Origin of the sequence: Segatella maculosa DSM 19339 = JCM 15638 (assembly GCF_000382385.1) — a bacterium.
Taxonomy (GTDB): Bacteria; Bacteroidota; Bacteroidia; order Bacteroidales; family Bacteroidaceae; genus Prevotella; species Prevotella maculosa.
The window spans coordinates 97,901-115,661 of record NZ_KB908320.1 but is presented as its reverse complement, the minus strand read 5'-3'; the positions used below and the strand labels follow the sequence as shown (position 1 = coordinate 115,661).

The window sequence follows — 17,761 nt, the reverse complement described above, 5'->3', positions numbered from 1 at the left end:
AAAGTTACGATTTAATTCTTACAATCAAGGACAAATGACACTTTTTCCTTATGTTTCGGGCGAGAATATTGTCCAAAACGTTCTGATACGTCTGCCGTAGACTACGTTTTGGGCGGCTTGATACTGATGGACAATACTTCTGAGATTGTGGTCGTAAGTGGCCGACAGCGCTTCAGAACGGAATAGAGAGAACTATTTTTGTAAACTATTTTTAAATTGTATTATTCCTGTGAGAACTAAAAAAACAGCGAAAAAATCGCCTTTGTAACTTATTGATAATCAGTGTTCTATGAGCGTCAAAATTCCCTTATAAGAGAATTCAAATTCCCTTATAAGACAATTTAAATTCTCTTATAAGACAATTTTAAAAAAATACGCAGTAAATTTCAAAAAAGTACGCAGTAAGTTTGAAAAGGCTTATAATTGTAAATTATTTTCGTATGAATTAAATTTCAGCCGGCTTCGCAACGTGGAAGTAATCGAAGGTCCATCATCGGACTCTCGTAAGGCGGGGAGTCCGAATTTGCTGATTGGCGATACATGAAACAAACCTTCCGGATATCTACATAAAAAATTGTCTGTTTCAATTATAAATTGTATTTTTGCAACCAAGTTTAAACGTTGAAGAAGTATGAAACTTAAGAAGAAAAGGTGGCATTGCCTGCCGGGCGTTCCCATTACAGAGCTTGACAAGCAGGTGATGTATTGGGAAAACAAGGGTAGGGAAGTGCCTACGCGCGATCTTATAAAGACCCCAGAACAAATTGAAGGCATCCGCATCGCAAGTAAGGTAAATACTGGCTGTCTCGATGCTGTCGCTGCGGCCATCCGGCCGGGCATGACAACGCAGGAGATAGATGATATTTGCATGCAATATTGCCGGGACAACAATGCCGTTCCGGCCTGCTTGAACTATGAAGGCTTTCCCAAGAGCGTCTGTACGAGTATCAACGAGGTTGTCTGCCATGGCATTCCGAAAGAAGAGGATGTGCTTCAAGAGGGCGATATCGTGAATGTGGATATGACGTTGAGTGTGAACGGCTATTACGGTGATGCCTCACGCATGTTCATCATCGGGGGAAAGACGACACCGGAGAAAGAACAATTGGTGAGAGTGGCTAAGGAGTGTCTGGAGATTGGTGCCGAGGCAGCCAAGCCTTATTGCTTTGTCGGCGATATCGGGCATGCCATTCAGAAGCATGCCGAGAAGTATCATTATGGCGTCGTGCGCGATTTGTGCGGTCATGGCGTAGGCTTGGCCATGCACGAAGAGCCCGATGTGGTGCATTTTGGTCATCGCGGCACGGGCATGTTGCTGGTTCCCGGCATGGTGTTCACTATCGAACCCATGATCAATATGGGCACTTGGAAGGTGTTCATTGATGCCGACGACCCGTATGGCTGGGAAGTCATTACCGGCGATGAGAAGCCGAGTGCCCAATGGGAGCATACGTTCCTGATGACGGATCAGGGTGTAGAGGTATTATCTTATTAACGCGATGGCTATACGATGAGTTATGGAAAACAATAGGGATATATATATATTAGGTATAGAAAGTTCTTGCGATGATACTTCTGCCGCTGTGCTGAGAAACGGCGTGCTACTGTCTAATGTAACGGCTTCGCAAGACGTGCATAAAGCCTACGGCGGGGTGGTCCCCGAGTTGGCTTCACGTGCCCATCAGCAGAATGTCGTCCCCGTGGTCGATCAGGCTATCAAGCGAGCCGGCATAAAAAAAGAGACATTAAGTGCAATAGCTTATACGCGCGGGCCGGGATTGATGGGCTCTTTGCTTGTCGGCGTCAACTTTGCCAAAGGTCTGGCGCGTTCGTTGAATATCCCTCTGATTGATGTGAACCATCTGCAGGGTCACGTCATGGCCCATTTCATCAAAGAAAGCGACGATGATGCGAGTGCACCTCCGTTCCCATTTATCTGTCTGTTGGTGTCCGGTGGTAATTCCCAAATCGTAAAAGTCAATGCGTATGATGATATGCAGGTGTTGGGACAAACTATCGACGATGCTGCCGGCGAAGCCATAGATAAATGTTCCAAAGTAATGGGGCTCGGATATCCCGGCGGTCCGATTATTGATAAACTTGCACGGCAAGGCAATCCGCTTGCTTTTCAGTTTGCCGAACCTCACATCGCCGGGTTTGATTATTCGTTCTCAGGGTTAAAAACCTCTTTTCTTTATAATCTGCGTGATTGGATAAAGGAAGATGCCGACTTCATCGAACATCACAAGAACGATTTGGCTGCAAGTCTGGAGCACACGATAGTGGATATATTGATGAATAAACTACGTAAAGCCGTGAAGGAAACGGGAATCAAGCATGTTGCCGTTGCTGGCGGTGTATCTGCCAATAATGGCCTGCGCAATGCTTTTCGGGAGCATGCCGAGAAGTATGGCTGGACAATTTATATCCCAAAGTTCAGCTATACGACCGACAATGCGGCCATGATTGCCATTGTCGGGCAGTTTAAGTATCGTGATAATGATTTTGGAAGAATGGATGCCCCTGCATTCTCAAAAGTAACCTTTAAGTAACGAGAATAAATATGGAATTAGAAACGAAAGTATTGAGCAAAGAGGTACAGCAATACCTATATGATAATAGGTTGACGGTTGGAACGGCAGAAAGCTGTACGGGTGGTCGCATCGCCGAAGCAATCATAGCCGTTCCCGGTGCAAGCGAGTATTTCAAGGGCGGAATCGTGTCTTACACAAATGAAGTGAAAGAGAATCTGCTTCATGTAAGCCATCAGACTCTTGAAGAGCAAACAGCTGTAAGCGAAGAAGTCGCCAAACAAATGGTGAAAGGTGCGTGTGAAGCCTTGAATGTCGACTATGCAATAGCGGCAACGGGGGTTGCCGGCCCGACAGGTGGGACACCAGATATACCTGTGGGCACGATATGGCTGGCTTGTGGAAGTAAAGATGATGTCCGTACGATGAAGTTAGAAGAAGACTTTGGGCGCGATATCAATCTGGCCATTGCTACAAACCAAGCTTTACGTATGTTTCTTGATTATCTGAAAGAGAAACAACATAAGGAGGAATAGTATAAAACAAAAAAATGCTTAATTCTCTATATTCTTCAAAGAATTGTTTTGTATAATTCAAAAATATTTGTAATTTTGCACCCTGTTTGGAATAAGTATCAAAAAACGAAAACAAAAATTAAAGATAGCAATGTCTAAAATTTGTCAGATTACAGGAAAGAAGGCACAGATAGGTTGCAATGTGTCTCACTCAAAGCACCGTACAAAGAGAAGCTTTGACGTTAACCTCTTCAGCAAGAAATTCTACTACGTGGAAGAAAGTTGCTGGATTAGCCTCAAGGTCAGTGCTGCCGGCCTTCGTCTCATCAATAAAGTTGGTCTTGACGCAGCTTTGAAGCAGGCCGTTTCCAAAGGTTTCTGCGACTGGAAAGACATTAAAGTTATAGGAGAATAATCATCATGGCAAAGAAAGCTAAGGGAAATAGAGTGCAGGTCATTCTTGAATGCACAGAAATGAAGAATAGTGGACTTCCAGGAACAAGCCGTTACGTGACAACAAAGAACCGTAAGAATACTCCTGAGCGTCTTGAACTAAAGAAGTATAATCCCATCCTGAAGAAGATGACACTTCATAAGGAGATTAAGTAATAACCCTTTTAAAAAGCTTATTAAGATATGGCAAAGAAAGCGGTCGCTACCCTCCATGAAGGTTCAACGGATGGTCGCGCATACTCAAAAGTAATCAAAATGGTAAAGAGCCCCAAGACTGGTGCTTATGTTTTTGATGAGCAGATGGTTCCCAATGAGGCAGTGAAAGATTTTTTTAAGAAATAATTTTATTAGTTCATAATAAAAAAAGATTGCAATAAAAATTGCAATCTTTTTTTGTGTATATTGGGCTATATCCGCCTTTAATATTAGCCATATTAGCATTCAATTTCAGCCATATTAACGCTCAATATCAGTGATATTAGCGTCCAATATTAGCCATATCAGTGCACAATATTAGCCATATTATCGAACAATATGGTTCATTTTATGATTTTCCAGATATGAGTTCGTTACTCAAAACAGCAATGATAATATAATACGTATTATGATAAATTGTATGAATGACTAATACATTATGAGATAAACGCATCTTTAACTTACGTAAAGCAGATAAAGGTAGATGAAAATATTTGGTAATTTCAGAAATTAATTCTAAATTTGCAATTATATTTTAAGCATCATATACAACATTGATAGAGAAGCATATAATATTGGAAAATATTGACCCTGTGATCTTTTATGGAGTTAATAATAGTCATTTACAGATGATAAGATCTCTTTATCCTGCATTAAAGGTCACAGCGCGTGACAATATAATTAGGATTTCAGGTAACCATGAAGATGTTATCAAGCTGAAAGATGATTTAATGTTGATACAAAATCATATCTTAAAACACTACTTTATAGCAGACGAAGATATTCTTAATGTTATAAAAGGTAAAAAAGAAACTGTTGAAGTAGAGAAAGTGATTGCTTACAGTATTTCCGGGAAACCTATAAAAGGTCGTTCACAGAACCAACAGCGTCTGGTAGATGCTTTTTATACACACGATATGGTATTTGCAGTTGGTCCTGCAGGTACGGGAAAAACCTATATTAGTATAGCATTGGCAGTTAAAGCCCTTAAAGAGAAAGCTGTAAAAAAGATTATTCTGAGCCGTCCTGCGGTTGAAGCCGGCGAAAAATTGGGGTTCTTACCCGGGGACATGAAGGATAAAATTGACCCTTATCTTCAACCATTATATGATGCCCTCGAAGATATGATCCCTACAGCTAAACTGCGAGATATGATAGAAAAACATATTGTACAGATTGCTCCGCTTGCATTCATGCGTGGACGTACATTAAGTGATGCTATTGTCATATTGGATGAGGCCCAAAACACTACCCCACAACAAATCAGAATGTTTCTGACACGAATGGGCTGGAATACGAAAATGATTATAACCGGAGATATGACCCAAATAGACTTACCACAAAAACAGAAAAGTGGTTTGAGAGAAGCCTTACAAATTTTGAGGAAATTAGAAGGGGTCTGTGTTATAAATTTAACTCCGAAAGATATTGTCAGACATAAGCTTGTAACCCAAATTGTTAATGCATATGATGCCTTTGACAAACAACGGGAGACAGAGCAAGGAGTGCAAAAACAAAGAATTGCTAATATAGATAGTTCTACATCTGACAATGATGATAGCTATACTATATTTGAAAATACAGATAATGACTTTAATTAATAGTAGAAATGAATGCTTTAACTAAGACCGATTTCCATTTTGATGGACAAAAGAGTGTGTATCACGGGAAAGTTCGTGATGTCTATGACATTAATGATGATTTAATAGTGATGGTTGCAACTGATAGAATCTCGGCTTTTGATGTGGTACTGCCAAAAGGTATTCCGTTCAAAGGTCAAGTTTTAAATCAAATTGCTGCTAAATTTTTGGATTCCACGAATGATATCTGCCCAAATTGGAAAATCGCAGTTCCCGACCCCATGGTTACGATCGGGCTTAAGTGTGTGGGATTCCGTGTGGAGATGATAATAAGATCTATCCTTACAGGAAGTGCATGGCGTGCTTATAAAGAAGGTTGCCGTGAATTATGTGGTGTAAGACTTCCAGAAGGAATGCGTGAAAATGAAAGATTTCCTGAGCCAATTATCACCCCTACAACCAAAGCTGACGAAGGACATGATGTAAATATTTCTAAAGAAGAAATTATTTCTCAAGGCATAGTTTCCAAAGAAGATTATGCTGTCATGGAAACCTATACAAAAAAGCTCTTTAAACGTGGTCAGGATATTGCTGCTAAAAAAGGATTGATTTTGGTTGATACAAAATATGAATTTGGAAAAAGAGAAGGTAAAGTCTATTTAATAGATGAAATACACACTCCCGATTCAAGCCGTTACTTCTATGCAGATGGCTATGAGAAGAGATTAGCAGCCGGAGAGCCTCAAAAACAACTGTCTAAAGAATTCGTACGACAATGGCTTATAGAGCATGAGTTTATGAATGAGCCCGGCCAAACAATGCCTGAAATTACAGACCAATATGCAGATAGCGTTAGTGAAAGATATATTGAACTGTATGAGCATATAACAGGTGAAAAATTTGATAGGGAAATGGAAAGTGGGGATATTGCTACACGGATAGAAAAGAATGTCACTGAATATTTAAGAACAATTAGATGAATTCTATCTATGTATAAACAAGAACTGATTAACCCCTACGGTAAAGATGGCGAAAAAGGAAAATTGGTTGAACAAATGTTTAATAACATAGCTCCAACCTATGATATTCTAAATCATCGACTCTCTTGGGACATAGATAAAAGCTGGAGAAAGAAAGCTATTTCTCAACTTCTACCATTTAATCCTCAGTCGATTTTAGATATTGCTACGGGGACTGGGGATTTCGCAATTCTGTCTGCAGAAATGCTATCCCCAAAACAAATGATAGGTGTGGATATCAGTGACGGAATGATGACAATAGGTCGACAGAAAGTCGAGGCCAAGGGGCTTCAGGATATAGTCTTTTTCAAAAAAGAAGATTGTACCAATCTGTCTTTTGAAGATGATTCTTTTGATGCTGTCACCGCTGCTTTTGGAATTCGTAACTTTCAAGATCTTGATAGAGGGCTAAGTGAAATGTGTCGTGTCTTAAGGCAAGGAGGGCATTTAATTATTGTAGAACTTACCACTCCTATTTGTTTTCCGATGAAGCAATTATTTAAAATATATTCTCATACTATTCTTCCCATATACGGAAGAATGATTTCGAAAGATACAAATGCATATCATTACTTGATAAATACGATTGAAGCATTTCCACAAGGAGAAAGAATGGTGAAAATTCTAAGGAATATTGGTTTTAAGGAACCCAAATTTACAAGATTGACATCGGGTATATGTACAATGTATTTTGCAACCAAGTAGAAAATAATCTTCACATCAAATTAAGTTATGGATAAATACGGCCTCATAGGATATCCTCTTGGACATTCTTTCTCTATAGGATTTTTTAATGAAAAGTTCCAAAATGAAGGAATAGATGCACAATATTGTAACTTTGAAATACCCAATATCGATTGCCTTCAGGAGGTTATGGTACAAAATCCGAATCTTAAAGGATTGAATGTTACAATTCCATATAAGGAAAAAATAATAAGCTTCTTGGATGAAATAAGCCCGGAAGCTAAAAATATAGGAGCAGTTAATGTCATAAAGGTAAGCCATAAAGGGAAGAAAACTATATTAAAAGGTTATAATAGCGATGTAATCGGTTTTACTAAAAGCATTGAACCTCTTTTAGAAAGGGGACATAAGAAAGCTTTGATTTTAGGAACAGGAGGAGCTTCTAAAGCTATTAAATATGGTTTGAATTCTCTTGGAGTTGAGACATTGTTAGTCAGTAGGTATGAACGTCCGGGTACAATACAATATTCTTCTGTTACTCCACAAATCATCCAAGAGTATAAGGTGATCGTGAACTGTACGCCATGCGGTATGTATCCGAAAGCTGATGAGTGTCCTGATTTACCCTATGAGGCCATGGATAATCATACCCTACTTTACGATTTAATCTATAATCCAGACGAGACCTTATTCATGCAAAAAGGAGCAAAATATGGTGCAACTGTCAAGAATGGATTAGAGATGTTATTGCTCCAAGCTTTTGAAAGTTGGAGTTTTTGGAATGAAAAAAACAAATAATATGGATAATAGATATATGATGCGGGGTGTCAGTGCCGCAAAAGAGGATGTTCACAATGCAATAAAAAAGATCGACAAAGGTATATTCCCACAAGCCTTTTGCAAAATCATTCCGGATATATTAGGCAATGACCCTACCTATTGTAATATTATGCATGCTGATGGATCTGGCACAAAATCGTCTTTGGCCTATATGTATTGGAAAGAAACCGGAGACATAAGTGTTTGGAAAGGTATCGCACAGGATGCAATTGTGATGAATACAGATGATTTGCTATGTGTTGGGGCTGTGGATAACATTCTTGTATCAAGTACTATTGGAAGAAATAAACTGCTAATTCCAGGTGAGGTTATATCTGCTATTATAAATGGTACGGATACTCTCCTCTCTGAAATGCGAGATATGGGCATAGGTATTTACTCGACCGGTGGTGAGACTGCTGATGTTGGCGATCTTATCAGAACAATTATTGTCGATTCAACGGTTACCTGTCGCATGAAGCGAGATGAAGTCATTGATAATGCCAACATTCGTCCTGGTGATGTAATAGTCGGTCTTAGCTCCACAGGGCAAGCCACGTACGAAAAACAGTATAATGGAGGAATGGGAAGTAACGGACTGACAAGTGCCAGACACGATATTTTCGCAAAGTACTTAGCAAAGAAATATCCAGAGAGTTACGATCATCGTGTACCCGAAGAATTGGTATATAGTGGTAAATACAAACTGAATGATACTATAAAAGACTGTCCGATTGATGCCGGAAAGCTGGTCCTCTCCCCTACCCGAACTTATGCACCTGTCATTAAAAAGATCTTGGAGACTTTACGTCCTGAAATTCATGGTATGGTTCACTGCACCGGTGGGGCTCAGACAAAAGTTCTACACTTTGTCAGTGACAATTGTAGAGTTGTTAAAGACAACATGTTCTCGGTTCCACCCTTGTTTAAAGCCATACAAGAATGTTCCGGAACAGAATGGAAGGAAATGTATCAGGTTTTCAATATGGGACACCGAATGGAAATCTTTGTTAGTCCTGAGATAGCCGAAAAAGTGATAGCTATCAGCCAAAGCTTCAATATCGGCGCACAGATTATCGGACATATTGATGAAGGAAAACGAAGTCTAACCATTCAATCGGAATTCGGAACATTCGAATATTAATTTTCGTATTGTGCAATATGACAGTATGAACAAAATAAGAAAATATGCCAGAAAAGAACAGCATACTTGAAAAGTTAGACGGACTAGAGAGCCGTTTTGAAGAAATAAGTACGCTAATCACTGATCCTGATGTTATTGCAGACCAAAAGCGTTATGTAAAACTCACAAAAGAATGGAAGGATTTAGGTGATATCATGAGTGCCCGCAAACGATATATTTCTTGTTTGGATTCGATTCGTGAGGCAAAGAACATGCTTGCTAACGAAAACGATACAGACATAAAAGAAATGGCACGTGAGGAGTTGCAAACAAACGAAGTTCTCCAGCCACAATTGGAAGAGGAAATCAAACTTCTCTTAGTTCCTAAAGACCCAGAAGATGCAAAGAATGTCCAGATGGAGATACGTGCAGGCACAGGCGGTGACGAAGCAGCCCTGTTTGCCGGAGATTTGTTCAACATGTATAAACGATATTGTGACATAAAAGGTTGGACATTAAGCATCACCGATGTCTCCGAAGGAGCCGTGGGCGGATATAAAGAGATTGATTTCGCCATTAGTGGAACCGACGTGTATGGGACGATGAAATATGAAAGCGGGGTTCACCGTGTTCAACGTGTTCCCGCAACAGAATCAAACGGACGTATGCAAACAAGTGCAGCGACCGTTGCCGTGCTTCCCGAAGCCGATAAATTTGAAGTCAATATCAACGAAGGCGACATCAAATGGGACACATTCCGTTCGAGCGGTGCCGGTGGTCAGAATGTCAACAAGGTAGAATCCGGCGTGCGTTTGCGCTATCCATGGAAGAATCCCAATACCGGTGAAGTTGAAGAAATTCTGATTGAATGTACGGAGACACGTGACCAACCTAAAAACAAGGAACGAGCCTTAAGCCGACTCTATACATTTATCCATGACCGAGAGCATCAAAAATATGTTGATGATATCGCGAACAGAAGGAAAAGTTTGGTGTCAACAGGAGACCGCTCAGCAAAGATACGGACCTACAACTTTCCGCAAGGCCGTGTAACCGACCATCGCATCGGTTTCACCACACATGATTTACAAGGCTTTTTAGGAGGAAACATACAAGATATGATTAATGCTTTGACAGTGGCTGAGAATGCAGAGAAACTTAAGGAAAACGAGTTCTAAAAACAATATTTTGTCATGGGAATAAGATATACAAAGAAAAATGAGGATAAAGAACAGCAAGAACGGACTGTTCAAGCTGATGACTTCATGAAACTGATGACTTCGACGCAACGTAAAGACGAATCCAGAAAAGAATTGCCAAAAACCGAAATAAAGAAGTAATGAACAGAAAGCAACTTGTCAAACAGATATTCGATAAAAAAACATTTCTCTGCGTAGGATTAGATGTTGATTTAATCAAGATACCTCAACATCTTTTGAAAGCCGACGACCCAATATTTGCTTTTAATAAGGCCATTATAGACGCAACAGCCCCCTATTGCGTCGCATATAAACCCAATTTGGCCTTTTATGAATGCTATGGTCTAAAAGGAATGGCAGCCTTCGAGAAAACCGTCGACTATCTGAAGACAACCTATCCGCATCATTTCATCATAGCCGATGCCAAGCGCGGCGACATTGGTAATACGAGCCGCATGTATGCCAGGACATTCTTTCAGGAATACGACCTTGATGCATTGACCGTTGCACCCTACATGGGCGAAGACAGCGTCAAACCATTCTTGGAATACGACGGGAAATGGGGCGTACTGTTGGCACTGACCAGCAATAAAGGAAGTCATGATTTCCAACTGACAACAGCCGAGAACGGCCGACAGTTGTTTGAGCATGTACTCTTGAGAAGTCTGGAATGGGGCAACAAGGAGAACATGATGTATGTTGTCGGCGCCACGCAAGGCAAGATGTTTCAAGCCGTTCGCAAGATTGTCCCCGAACATTTCCTGCTAGTTCCCGGCGTCGGCGCTCAAGGCGGTAGCCTGCAAGAAGTCTGTAAATATGGCATGACGCAAGACTGTGGGCTCTTAGTCAATTCCTCGCGCGGAATCATCTATGCCAGCCAAGGATATGATTTTGCAGAAAAAGCAGCAGAAAGTGCCAAAGCGTTACAACAAGAAATGGCCATAGAACTATTACGTTAGTCCATGACAGCCTCCTCAATAGCCTCAAAATCTTTGCTGTGCATGGCCTTTTCAGGCCCCACGATAAGAGTCTCTCACCCAAAAGCCTCCTGGGGGTGACAAACCATAGGCAGGCGGTGGAGCGTAGCGGAACCCCTGCCTATAGTCTGCTACCTCTTCAAGACTTGCTGCCTAAGTATCCTCATTCCGAACTGACGTCTTTTTTGTCGGGGACAGGTTACGGACGCACGCACGAGGAACCACTTAGTAGCACCACACACAACAAAATGTATGAAAGGAAAAGAGACTATAACATAAAAGATTTATGATATAGTCTCTCAGTCTGTGACTTCGCTGGGATTCAAACCCGGAACCTTCTGATCCGTAGTCAGATGCTCTATTCAGTTGAGCTACGAAGCCTCCTTATAATAGGTCTGCAACATAAATGTGACTCCGCTGGGATTCAAACCCGGAACCTTCTGATCCGTAGTCAGATGCTCTATTCAGTTGAGCTACGGAGCCTCATTCCTTAATTGCGACTGCAAAGATAATGTTTTTTTTTGAAAAGGAAGTAAGGCGGTAAGAGTTATTTTGTCCGTTAACTTTAATTAAGCGTTATCATTATCATGGCCTACCTTTCGCTTTAATATCTGATATTCCTGTTCAAATAAGTGGAAACAATATAATGTGCCCACGTTGAATTGTGAGGTTTCAAATGCTTCACAAGTTTCTCTATTGCTTTCCGACCAATCTTCTTATCCAGATGATTGAGTACTTCTATGCACGAAACGAAATCATAATAATACTTAGGATACCATTTTCTTTCATTCAGTTGTCGAAGATGCTTTAAAGGACTTTTTGGTAGCATCGGGTCAGGCAGAGCCGTAGAATGCCGTCTTGATTTTGAACCAACCAAAGGTTTCTGTGCCTTATTGCAATATTCAAACGCTACGGAAGCCTCTTCCCATGTGGCCTGATCATAGGTTGCAATCTTATATCTATACCAATCATGCAATGCGATATTGTAGAGGTAATAGTCATAAGTTATGGTAACTGTACTGCCATGTGGCTCACGAAATGCCCTGACAATAATCCCGGGATGAGGAGAAAAATAACTCAATTCTCCACCAATGACCGCATCCAACGACTCTGAGTCTGTGAAATGCAATGTCTTTCTGCTTCCAAGAACAAGCTTCCCCTCAACAGTTATCTCCCAGAAATACCATGTTTTCGGGACTTCCTCACCTTTTTCATAGTGTGTTTTACAGACCACCGTGAGCCAATCTTCCCGTTTGTCGTTGTCAAAATCCCCCTTTATGGTCTGCCTTGATACCTCTATCCGTTGGGAATGACAAGCTACAGCGATACCGATTAACATGGAGCATAAGCAGTATAATCTCTTTTTCATCACATTATTTTAATCGTTTCTGTCTCCCTTTTTATATGGTTTTATCTGCAATATTAAGCGTTTTTATTGAAATATGCAAGCAATACATAAAGGGAATTACACGTAACAAAAAACCTGCTGCATTCTTCTTTTAAAGAAAAATACAACAGGCCTTTCGCTTATTCATTTCCATAGGACAAAGTGTCCCTAAGTGTTGTTTCCCTATTTATTTTATCATGTCTATCGAACGTTTGAGGAAGACATCGAGTGCCTGTCCTTTCAGCATGCCATTTTGCAACAGTGCAAGGTCAATCAATTGGTGAATAATATCATTACCTTTGGCATAGCCATCAAGCACTTCGGTCTTTTTACTCTTTTGCTCATTGATAGCCTTTTCCGTATTTTGCAAATCGTCTTTCTCTTCCTGTGTCAATTCCTCCGGTTTCTTCTTGTCCTGACTTTGATGCAAAGCCGAAAGACGAGCTTGTAGTCCTTTTAGTTCGCTCAAAATGGGCTTCAATGTCTCGGCAGTGTTGCTGTTACAGTCGGCAAGCACCTGCTTTACAAGTGCATGATCGCTGTTGAGCACCATCGTATAGCTGTCGGGCATCTGCTGATAGAAGCTCATTCCGGGCTGGAACTGACTCATTTGTTTCATACGACGCATGTATTCATTCTGCGTAATAACAACCGGTTGGCCGTTCTCTCCCAAGGCTTGCACCTCTACGTTGAACTCGGTTTTATCGAGTTTCGGCATTTGTGAGCGGAACACCTGACTCAGGTTCTCACGGTCTTCGGCGGCTATTTCGTTCTCTTTGTGATCATCTTTCATGATGAGTCGCTCTACAATATCGGCATCAACACGTGTAAAACGAGACTTTTCGAACTTTTGTTCAAGCATACTTACAATTGGTGTGTCAAGCTGTCCGTCGAGCAATAGCACATTATAGCCCTTATTCTTGGCCGCTTCGATATAGGTATATTGCTCCTCGGTGTTGTTGGCATAGAGATAAATCAAGGTGCCATCCTTGTCTGTCTGCTCTTCCTTGATGAGGGTTTTGTACTCCTCAAAGGTGAAATACTTGCCATCAACATCCTTGAACAAGGCAAAATCCTTGGCACGGTCGTAGAAATCGTCTTGCGAAAGCATGCCGTAGTTGATGAATATCTTGAGATTGTCCCACTTCTCCTCGTATGCTTTGCGGTCTTCCTTGAAGATATTTTGCAGACGGTCAGCCACTTTCTTTGTGATGTAGCTTGATATCTTCTTCACGTTTGCATCGCTCTGCAAATAGCTGCGACTCACGTTCAGCGGAATATCGGGCGAGTCGATGACACCATGTAGCAGTGTCAGGAATTCAGGAACAATGCCCTCTACTTGGTCGGTGACGAAAACTTGGTTGCAATAGAGCTGTATCTTGTTGCGCTGTAAATCGATATTGTTCTTGATGCGTGGGAAATAAAGGATACCCGTGAGGTTGAATGGATAATCCACATTCAGGTGAATCCAAAACAATGGTTCGTCCTGCATCGGATAAAGTTCCTGATAGAACTTCTTATAGTCTTCATCTTTCAATGTTGACGGAGCCTTGATCCACAACGGTTCTACATGATTGATGACATTATCTTCGTCGGTATCGACCATCTTCCCGTCCTTCCACTCTTGCTTTTTGCCGAAGATGATGGGCACAGCCATGAACTTACAGTACTTATTAAGCAGTTCTTCAATCTTCTGTTTATTGAGGAATTCCTTGCAATCCTCGCTGATGTGGAGCACGATGTCACTTCCACGGAACTCTTTCTCCACTTCGCTGATTTCATAAGCGGGTGTTCCGTCACACGTCCACTTCACGGCTTTGGCATCATCATGATAAGAACGCGTGATGATGTCCACCCGATCGCTCACCATGAAGCTTGAATAAAAACCTAATCCGAAGTGCCCGATAATGGCATTTGCGTTGTCTTTATATTTATCCAAGAAGTCACTGACGCCCGAAAAAGCAATCTGATTGATATATTTCTCAATTTCTTCCTCGGTCATTCCGATACCGTTATCACTGATAGTAATGGTCTTAGCCTTCTCGTCAAGTTTCACGTTGACTTTAAGTTCGCCAAGTTCACCTTTGAAATCACCCTTTTCTGCCAGTGTTTTTAGCTTTTGTGTGGCATCGACAGCGTTACTTATCATTTCACGAAGAAAGATTTCGTGGTCTGAATAGAGAAACTTTTTGATGACAGGGAAGATATTCTCAGTCGTAACCCCGATATTTCCTTTTTGCATAATCTGTTGTTTTTAGAATTTTTATCCCTCATTAAGCAAACTCCATGCCAACTTTTTGCATTGCAATCTCAGCGATATTGCCGTATAATTTCAGCCATTTCACCGCGTAATATGGCTGACTTTGCCGCACAATATAGCTGAGATTGCACGGTGAAATAGCTAAGATTGAAAGAAAAGGCATAAGTCGTTGATTATTAATATAGAAGGCGTACGGAATAGATTAAATGTATGTGGTGACATACGGCTCGTGCAGCCGTTCAAACGATCGTGTATTTGTGTCTCATTCACCTTGAGTGGACACAGGAGCCCTGCGTCCCCTACCCTCCTTTCCCGGCTATTTTGTTGGTAATTATGGTTGAGGCTACTCTGCTCTTTGTAAAGAGTAAAGACAGAGGGCCGCATCATTGGAGTTTAGAATTTCATCAGCTCTTCGTAAATGCGTTGGACAGGAAGGCCCATCACATTGAAATAGCTTCCTCGTAATGATGTTACACCTACATAGCCAATCCACTCTTGTATGCCATAGGCGCCCGCTTTGTCGAAAGGCCTATAGTGGTCTACATAATAAGAGATTTCATCTTGAGACAAAGTTTTGAAAGTAACCGCCGTTGATACCTTGAAACTACGCTGCTTACGCAAGGTTGTCAGGCTTACTCCGGTTACTACATGATGCTCACGACCACTCAACAGCCGTAGCATTCTGCAGGCATCGTCTTCGTCTTTCGGCTTTCCCAAAATCTGCTGACCGACAATAACCACCGTATCGGCTGTTAAAATCAATTCGTTTTTGGTCATGGAGTCAAGATAGGCTGCCGCTTTCAGGCGTGAAAGAAAGAGTGGAACCTCGTCTGAAGGCAGATTGTCTGGATAGGTTTCATCGATTCCTTGTTTCAACCTGACTGTAAAAGGAATATCCAAACCTGCAAGAAGTTCCTTTCTGCGGGGAGAATTACTGGCCAAAACGATGTTGTATTTCATCTTCATTCTTTATTTTTACCAGCCGAAAGCCTTGGCATCGCTAAGCCATTTTCCTTGGGCGCGCAACACTTGCTCGATGATATCACGGCCACAACCATGTCCTCCGGCCTTAGAACTGACATAAAGAGAAATCTTCTTAATGTCCGTGGCGGCATCGGCAGGGCAGCAAGGGCATCCGCAACGGCACATCACTTCATAATCCGGAATGTCGTCTCCTACATAGAGCACTTGTTCGTCACCGATTTCCAAGCGTTTCAAAAGAGCTTCGTAAGCTTTTATCTTCACAGAGCAGCCCATCAAAACTTCTTGCACACCAAGATTTTCATAGCGTAACCGTACAGCTTCGGTTTTTCCACCAGTAAGAATGGCTATCTGTAGGCCCATTTTGACTGCCAACTGAATGGCATAGCCGTCCTTGATGTTTATCGTACGCAGCGGTTCCCCGTGTTCTGACAGCAAAATGGTCTCTGCTGAAAGCACACCATCAACATCGAAGACTATAGCCTTTATCTTTGTCAAATCATAATTAATCATGTTCTCTTTTTGTCGTTGCTGTTTGATGAATAGAAGCAGTCATTTGCTTATAGATATGCGCCCAAGATGGCTTGTCGGAAAGTAGGGCTTTTTGCCGTTCAATCACGTTCTCATCGTAACGAACGGCTGGTCCAGTCTGCGCATCTGAAGGCAAAAGCGAATGCACCTTACGTGCAGTTTCATCTATCAAGGGTAGCATTACACTGAAAGATATATGATGCTGGGCCAGTAATTCCGATGAAATCTCATAGCAATGGTTTACAAAATTACAAGAAAAAACTGCCGCAAGATGGAGATATTGCCTATCGGCAGAAGAGAGTGGGTAGACCTTTGTCGTGATAGAGCGAGAAAGAGCTTGCAACAGGTCCTTTGTAGGTGCATCACAAGCCTCGATAAAGCAAGGAATGGCTTTGAAATCAACCAACCTTTCTTTTGAGAATGTTTGCATTGGATAGAACACACCGTAATGAACTGCGAGACCTGCGAATACGTCCATTGGCAGACTACCGGCCGTATGGAGAAAAATCTTGTCGGATTTCCCCTTGCATAATGTCGGAAGAATGTTCCGAAGCACACTGTCCTTCAGCGATAAGATATAAACATCCGCATTATCGCTGACTTTTTCTATTTGATGGGTGGGAATTGCCCCTAAACGTGTAGCCAATTCACGGGCATGTTCCATCGTTCGGCTATAGACTTGGACAATCTGATGACCGGCATTCTTCAATGCCACACCTAAATTGGTTGCCAAGTTCCCTGAACCAATAAGAACGATTCTCATTTGATAGACTTCATTTTCTCGTCTAACATCACCAATCCTTTCTCTGTACAGAAACCACGCATAAAGAGAAAGATGATATTATACAGGATATGGTCCATACTATAAAAGCGATAGAGCTGATGCTCCATGACATATTGCATGGAAGCCTCGCTGATTTGTACTATCAGGTCATAGTCCACATCATCGCGAAAGACTCCCTCCTCTACTCCACATTGAAAAAAAAGTTTGCCTTTTTCCTTACGTTCCTTGTGTATCGTATTCAGATAAGACGTAATGCGGGTGTATTTTCGAAGCTCAAAGAAGAAAAGAGGTGAAGTAGATTGGAACATCTTCACTTGCAAACGATAGTACTCGGCCAAGATATCCATCACCGATTGTGCATGTTTGGATTGGAATTCATTGAGATGATGTTCACAATTCATCTCTCCATCCTTAATACCCTCGAACAGTAGCTCTTCCTTATTGCCATATATCTCATATAAGGTACGCTTGGATATACCCAACTTTCGAGCGATATCATCCATCTTTACTTGTTTGATACCGTTCGTCAGAAACTCTTGCATGGCAGTTTTGAGGATACGATCCTTCAACTGTTCGCGATACTCTGTTGGTGCGTTTGGTCTATGCATAAAAAATCAAAAGAAACTGACTGAATATTCTTTTGCAAAGTTACAAAAAATAACAAAAAAACCATTCCTTATTCAAACGTTTTTTGCTAACTTTGCACATAAAGTGAGGAAAATA

20 protein-coding genes and 2 tRNA genes are annotated in these 17,761 nt (G+C 41.3%); 14 read left to right on the top strand and 8 right to left on the bottom strand.

Annotation, left to right across the window (positions count from 1 at the left end):
• Nucleotides 1-631 precede the first annotated feature (631 nt).
• The 14 genes from map to pyrF all read left to right on the top strand — a co-directional run bounded on the left by map (nucleotide 632) and on the right by pyrF (nucleotide 11,077).
• On the top strand, nucleotides 632-1,495 hold the full coding sequence (gene map / locus H164_RS0102565) for a type I methionyl aminopeptidase (RefSeq protein ID WP_019967167.1): 864 nt from the start codon (nucleotides 632-634) through the stop codon (nucleotides 1,493-1,495).
• 22 nt (nucleotides 1,496-1,517) lie between these two features.
• Complete coding sequence (tsaD, locus tag H164_RS0102560) at nucleotides 1,518-2,552, top strand: tRNA (adenosine(37)-N6)-threonylcarbamoyltransferase complex transferase subunit TsaD (protein WP_019967166.1); 1,035 nt, start codon at nucleotides 1,518-1,520, stop codon at nucleotides 2,550-2,552.
• 11 nt (nucleotides 2,553-2,563) lie between these two features.
• Nucleotides 2,564-3,067 carry a CinA family protein gene (locus tag H164_RS0102555; protein ID WP_008563978.1) on the top strand — a complete coding sequence of 168 codons (504 nt, stop codon included), beginning with the start codon at nucleotides 2,564-2,566 and terminating at the stop codon, nucleotides 3,065-3,067.
• Between the two features lie 130 nt (nucleotides 3,068-3,197).
• Nucleotides 3,198-3,461 (top strand): 50S ribosomal protein L28, encoded by a 264-nt coding sequence (gene rpmB, locus H164_RS0102550; protein ID WP_007133875.1) that lies wholly within the window; start codon nucleotides 3,198-3,200, stop codon nucleotides 3,459-3,461.
• Nucleotides 3,462-3,466: 5 nt separating this feature from the next.
• Nucleotides 3,467-3,655 (top strand): 50S ribosomal protein L33, encoded by a 189-nt coding sequence (rpmG, locus tag H164_RS0102545; RefSeq protein ID WP_004370497.1) that lies wholly within the window; start codon nucleotides 3,467-3,469, stop codon nucleotides 3,653-3,655.
• Between the two features lie 27 nt (nucleotides 3,656-3,682).
• A complete protein-coding gene (locus H164_RS15020) occupies nucleotides 3,683-3,841 on the top strand; it encodes a DUF4295 domain-containing protein (RefSeq protein ID WP_004374897.1) in 159 nt (52 codons plus the stop codon).
• 407 nt (nucleotides 3,842-4,248) lie between these two features.
• Entirely contained in the window at nucleotides 4,249-5,295 is a 1,047-nt protein-coding gene (locus tag H164_RS0102535) for a PhoH family protein (RefSeq protein ID WP_019967165.1), read from the top strand.
• 8 nt (nucleotides 5,296-5,303) lie between these two features.
• On the top strand, nucleotides 5,304-6,254 hold the full coding sequence (locus H164_RS0102530; protein WP_019967164.1) for a phosphoribosylaminoimidazolesuccinocarboxamide synthase: 951 nt from the start codon (nucleotides 5,304-5,306) through the stop codon (nucleotides 6,252-6,254).
• 9 nt (nucleotides 6,255-6,263) lie between these two features.
• Nucleotides 6,264-6,998, top strand: coding sequence for a bifunctional demethylmenaquinone methyltransferase/2-methoxy-6-polyprenyl-1,4-benzoquinol methylase UbiE (gene ubiE / locus H164_RS0102525; RefSeq protein ID WP_019967163.1), 735 nt, complete (start codon nucleotides 6,264-6,266; stop codon nucleotides 6,996-6,998).
• 27 nt (nucleotides 6,999-7,025) lie between these two features.
• Nucleotides 7,026-7,775: a shikimate dehydrogenase family protein gene (locus H164_RS0102520; protein WP_019967162.1), complete on the top strand. Its 750-nt coding sequence runs from the start codon at nucleotides 7,026-7,028 to the stop codon at nucleotides 7,773-7,775.
• 1 nt (nucleotide 7,776) lies between these two features.
• Nucleotides 7,777-8,940, top strand: a complete 1,164-nt coding sequence (locus tag H164_RS0102515) for an AIR synthase-related protein (protein ID WP_025829718.1) — start codon at nucleotides 7,777-7,779, stop codon at nucleotides 8,938-8,940.
• Nucleotides 8,941-8,984: 44 nt separating this feature from the next.
• Nucleotides 8,985-10,097 (top strand): peptide chain release factor 1, encoded by a 1,113-nt coding sequence (gene prfA, locus H164_RS0102510; protein ID WP_019967160.1) that lies wholly within the window; start codon nucleotides 8,985-8,987, stop codon nucleotides 10,095-10,097.
• 15 nt (nucleotides 10,098-10,112) lie between these two features.
• The gene (locus H164_RS15655) at nucleotides 10,113-10,259 is read left to right on the top strand and encodes a hypothetical protein (protein ID WP_019967159.1); all 147 of its coding nucleotides are present in this window, start codon (nucleotides 10,113-10,115) and stop codon (nucleotides 10,257-10,259) included.
• Nucleotides 10,259-11,077 carry an orotidine-5'-phosphate decarboxylase gene (pyrF, locus tag H164_RS0102500; RefSeq protein WP_019967158.1) on the top strand — a complete coding sequence of 273 codons (819 nt, stop codon included), beginning with the start codon at nucleotides 10,259-10,261 and terminating at the stop codon, nucleotides 11,075-11,077. The genes H164_RS15655 and pyrF overlap by 1 nt, the downstream gene beginning before the upstream one ends.
• Nucleotides 11,078-11,402: 325 nt before the next feature.
• On the opposite strand, the gene H164_RS0102495 is transcribed toward pyrF, so the two are convergent.
• From H164_RS0102495 to H164_RS0102455, 8 genes are all read right to left on the bottom strand, one after another.
• Nucleotides 11,403-11,476: transfer RNA gene (locus H164_RS0102495), tRNA-Arg, on the bottom strand.
• A 28-nt stretch (nucleotides 11,477-11,504) separates the two neighbouring features.
• Nucleotides 11,505-11,578: transfer RNA gene (locus H164_RS0102490), tRNA-Arg, on the bottom strand.
• A 121-nt stretch (nucleotides 11,579-11,699) separates the two neighbouring features.
• Nucleotides 11,700-12,464, bottom strand: coding sequence for a class I SAM-dependent methyltransferase (locus H164_RS0102485; protein ID WP_154652094.1), 765 nt, complete (start codon nucleotides 12,462-12,464; stop codon nucleotides 11,700-11,702).
• 205 nt (nucleotides 12,465-12,669) lie between these two features.
• Entirely contained in the window at nucleotides 12,670-14,724 is a 2,055-nt protein-coding gene (gene htpG, locus H164_RS0102480; RefSeq protein ID WP_019967156.1) for a molecular chaperone HtpG, read from the bottom strand.
• Between the two features lie 411 nt (nucleotides 14,725-15,135).
• Entirely contained in the window at nucleotides 15,136-15,708 is a 573-nt protein-coding gene (locus H164_RS0102470) for a Maf-like protein (protein ID WP_019967154.1), read from the bottom strand.
• A gap of 9 nt (nucleotides 15,709-15,717) precedes the next feature.
• Nucleotides 15,718-16,236 carry a KdsC family phosphatase gene (locus H164_RS0102465; RefSeq protein WP_019967153.1) on the bottom strand — a complete coding sequence of 173 codons (519 nt, stop codon included), beginning with the start codon at nucleotides 16,234-16,236 and terminating at the stop codon, nucleotides 15,718-15,720.
• The gene (locus H164_RS0102460) at nucleotides 16,229-17,017 is read right to left on the bottom strand and encodes a Rossmann-like and DUF2520 domain-containing protein (RefSeq protein WP_019967152.1); all 789 of its coding nucleotides are present in this window, start codon (nucleotides 17,015-17,017) and stop codon (nucleotides 16,229-16,231) included. Before H164_RS0102460 ends, H164_RS0102465 begins: the two co-directional genes overlap by 8 nt.
• A complete protein-coding gene (locus H164_RS0102455; RefSeq protein WP_019967151.1) occupies nucleotides 17,014-17,646 on the bottom strand; it encodes a TetR/AcrR family transcriptional regulator in 633 nt (210 codons plus the stop codon). The genes H164_RS0102460 and H164_RS0102455 overlap by 4 nt, the downstream gene beginning before the upstream one ends.
• Nucleotides 17,647-17,761: the final 115 nt, after the last annotated feature.

What these genes read in the sequence shown, in the direction of transcription:
- map (WP_019967167.1), top strand. Translation starts at nt 632, where the DNA reads ATGAAACTTAAGAAGAAAAGGTGGCATTGCCTGCCGGGCGTTCCCATT.
- tsaD (WP_019967166.1), top strand. Translation starts at nt 1,518, where the DNA reads ATGGAAAACAATAGGGATATATATATATTAGGTATAGAAAGTTCTTGC.
- H164_RS0102555 (WP_008563978.1), top strand. Translation starts at nt 2,564, where the DNA reads ATGGAATTAGAAACGAAAGTATTGAGCAAAGAGGTACAGCAATACCTA.
- rpmB (WP_007133875.1), top strand. Translation starts at nt 3,198, where the DNA reads ATGTCTAAAATTTGTCAGATTACAGGAAAGAAGGCACAGATAGGTTGC.
- rpmG (WP_004370497.1), top strand. Translation starts at nt 3,467, where the DNA reads ATGGCAAAGAAAGCTAAGGGAAATAGAGTGCAGGTCATTCTTGAATGC.
- H164_RS15020 (WP_004374897.1), top strand. Translation starts at nt 3,683, where the DNA reads ATGGCAAAGAAAGCGGTCGCTACCCTCCATGAAGGTTCAACGGATGGT.
- H164_RS0102530 (WP_019967164.1), top strand. Translation starts at nt 5,304, where the DNA reads ATGAATGCTTTAACTAAGACCGATTTCCATTTTGATGGACAAAAGAGT.
- ubiE (WP_019967163.1), top strand. Translation starts at nt 6,264, where the DNA reads ATGTATAAACAAGAACTGATTAACCCCTACGGTAAAGATGGCGAAAAA.
- H164_RS0102520 (WP_019967162.1), top strand. Translation starts at nt 7,026, where the DNA reads ATGGATAAATACGGCCTCATAGGATATCCTCTTGGACATTCTTTCTCT.
- H164_RS0102515 (WP_025829718.1), top strand. Translation starts at nt 7,777, where the DNA reads ATGGATAATAGATATATGATGCGGGGTGTCAGTGCCGCAAAAGAGGAT.
- prfA (WP_019967160.1), top strand. Translation starts at nt 8,985, where the DNA reads ATGCCAGAAAAGAACAGCATACTTGAAAAGTTAGACGGACTAGAGAGC.
- H164_RS15655 (WP_019967159.1), top strand. Translation starts at nt 10,113, where the DNA reads ATGGGAATAAGATATACAAAGAAAAATGAGGATAAAGAACAGCAAGAA.
- pyrF (WP_019967158.1), top strand. Translation starts at nt 10,259, where the DNA reads ATGAACAGAAAGCAACTTGTCAAACAGATATTCGATAAAAAAACATTT.
- H164_RS0102485 (WP_154652094.1), bottom strand. Translation starts at nt 12,464, where the DNA reads ATGAAAAAGAGATTATACTGCTTATGCTCCATGTTAATCGGTATCGCT.
- htpG (WP_019967156.1), bottom strand. Translation starts at nt 14,724, where the DNA reads ATGCAAAAAGGAAATATCGGGGTTACGACTGAGAATATCTTCCCTGTC.
- H164_RS0102470 (WP_019967154.1), bottom strand. Translation starts at nt 15,708, where the DNA reads ATGAAGATGAAATACAACATCGTTTTGGCCAGTAATTCTCCCCGCAGA.
- H164_RS0102465 (WP_019967153.1), bottom strand. Translation starts at nt 16,236, where the DNA reads ATGATTAATTATGATTTGACAAAGATAAAGGCTATAGTCTTCGATGTT.
- H164_RS0102460 (WP_019967152.1), bottom strand. Translation starts at nt 17,017, where the DNA reads ATGAGAATCGTTCTTATTGGTTCAGGGAACTTGGCAACCAATTTAGGT.
- H164_RS0102455 (WP_019967151.1), bottom strand. Translation starts at nt 17,646, where the DNA reads ATGCATAGACCAAACGCACCAACAGAGTATCGCGAACAGTTGAAGGAT.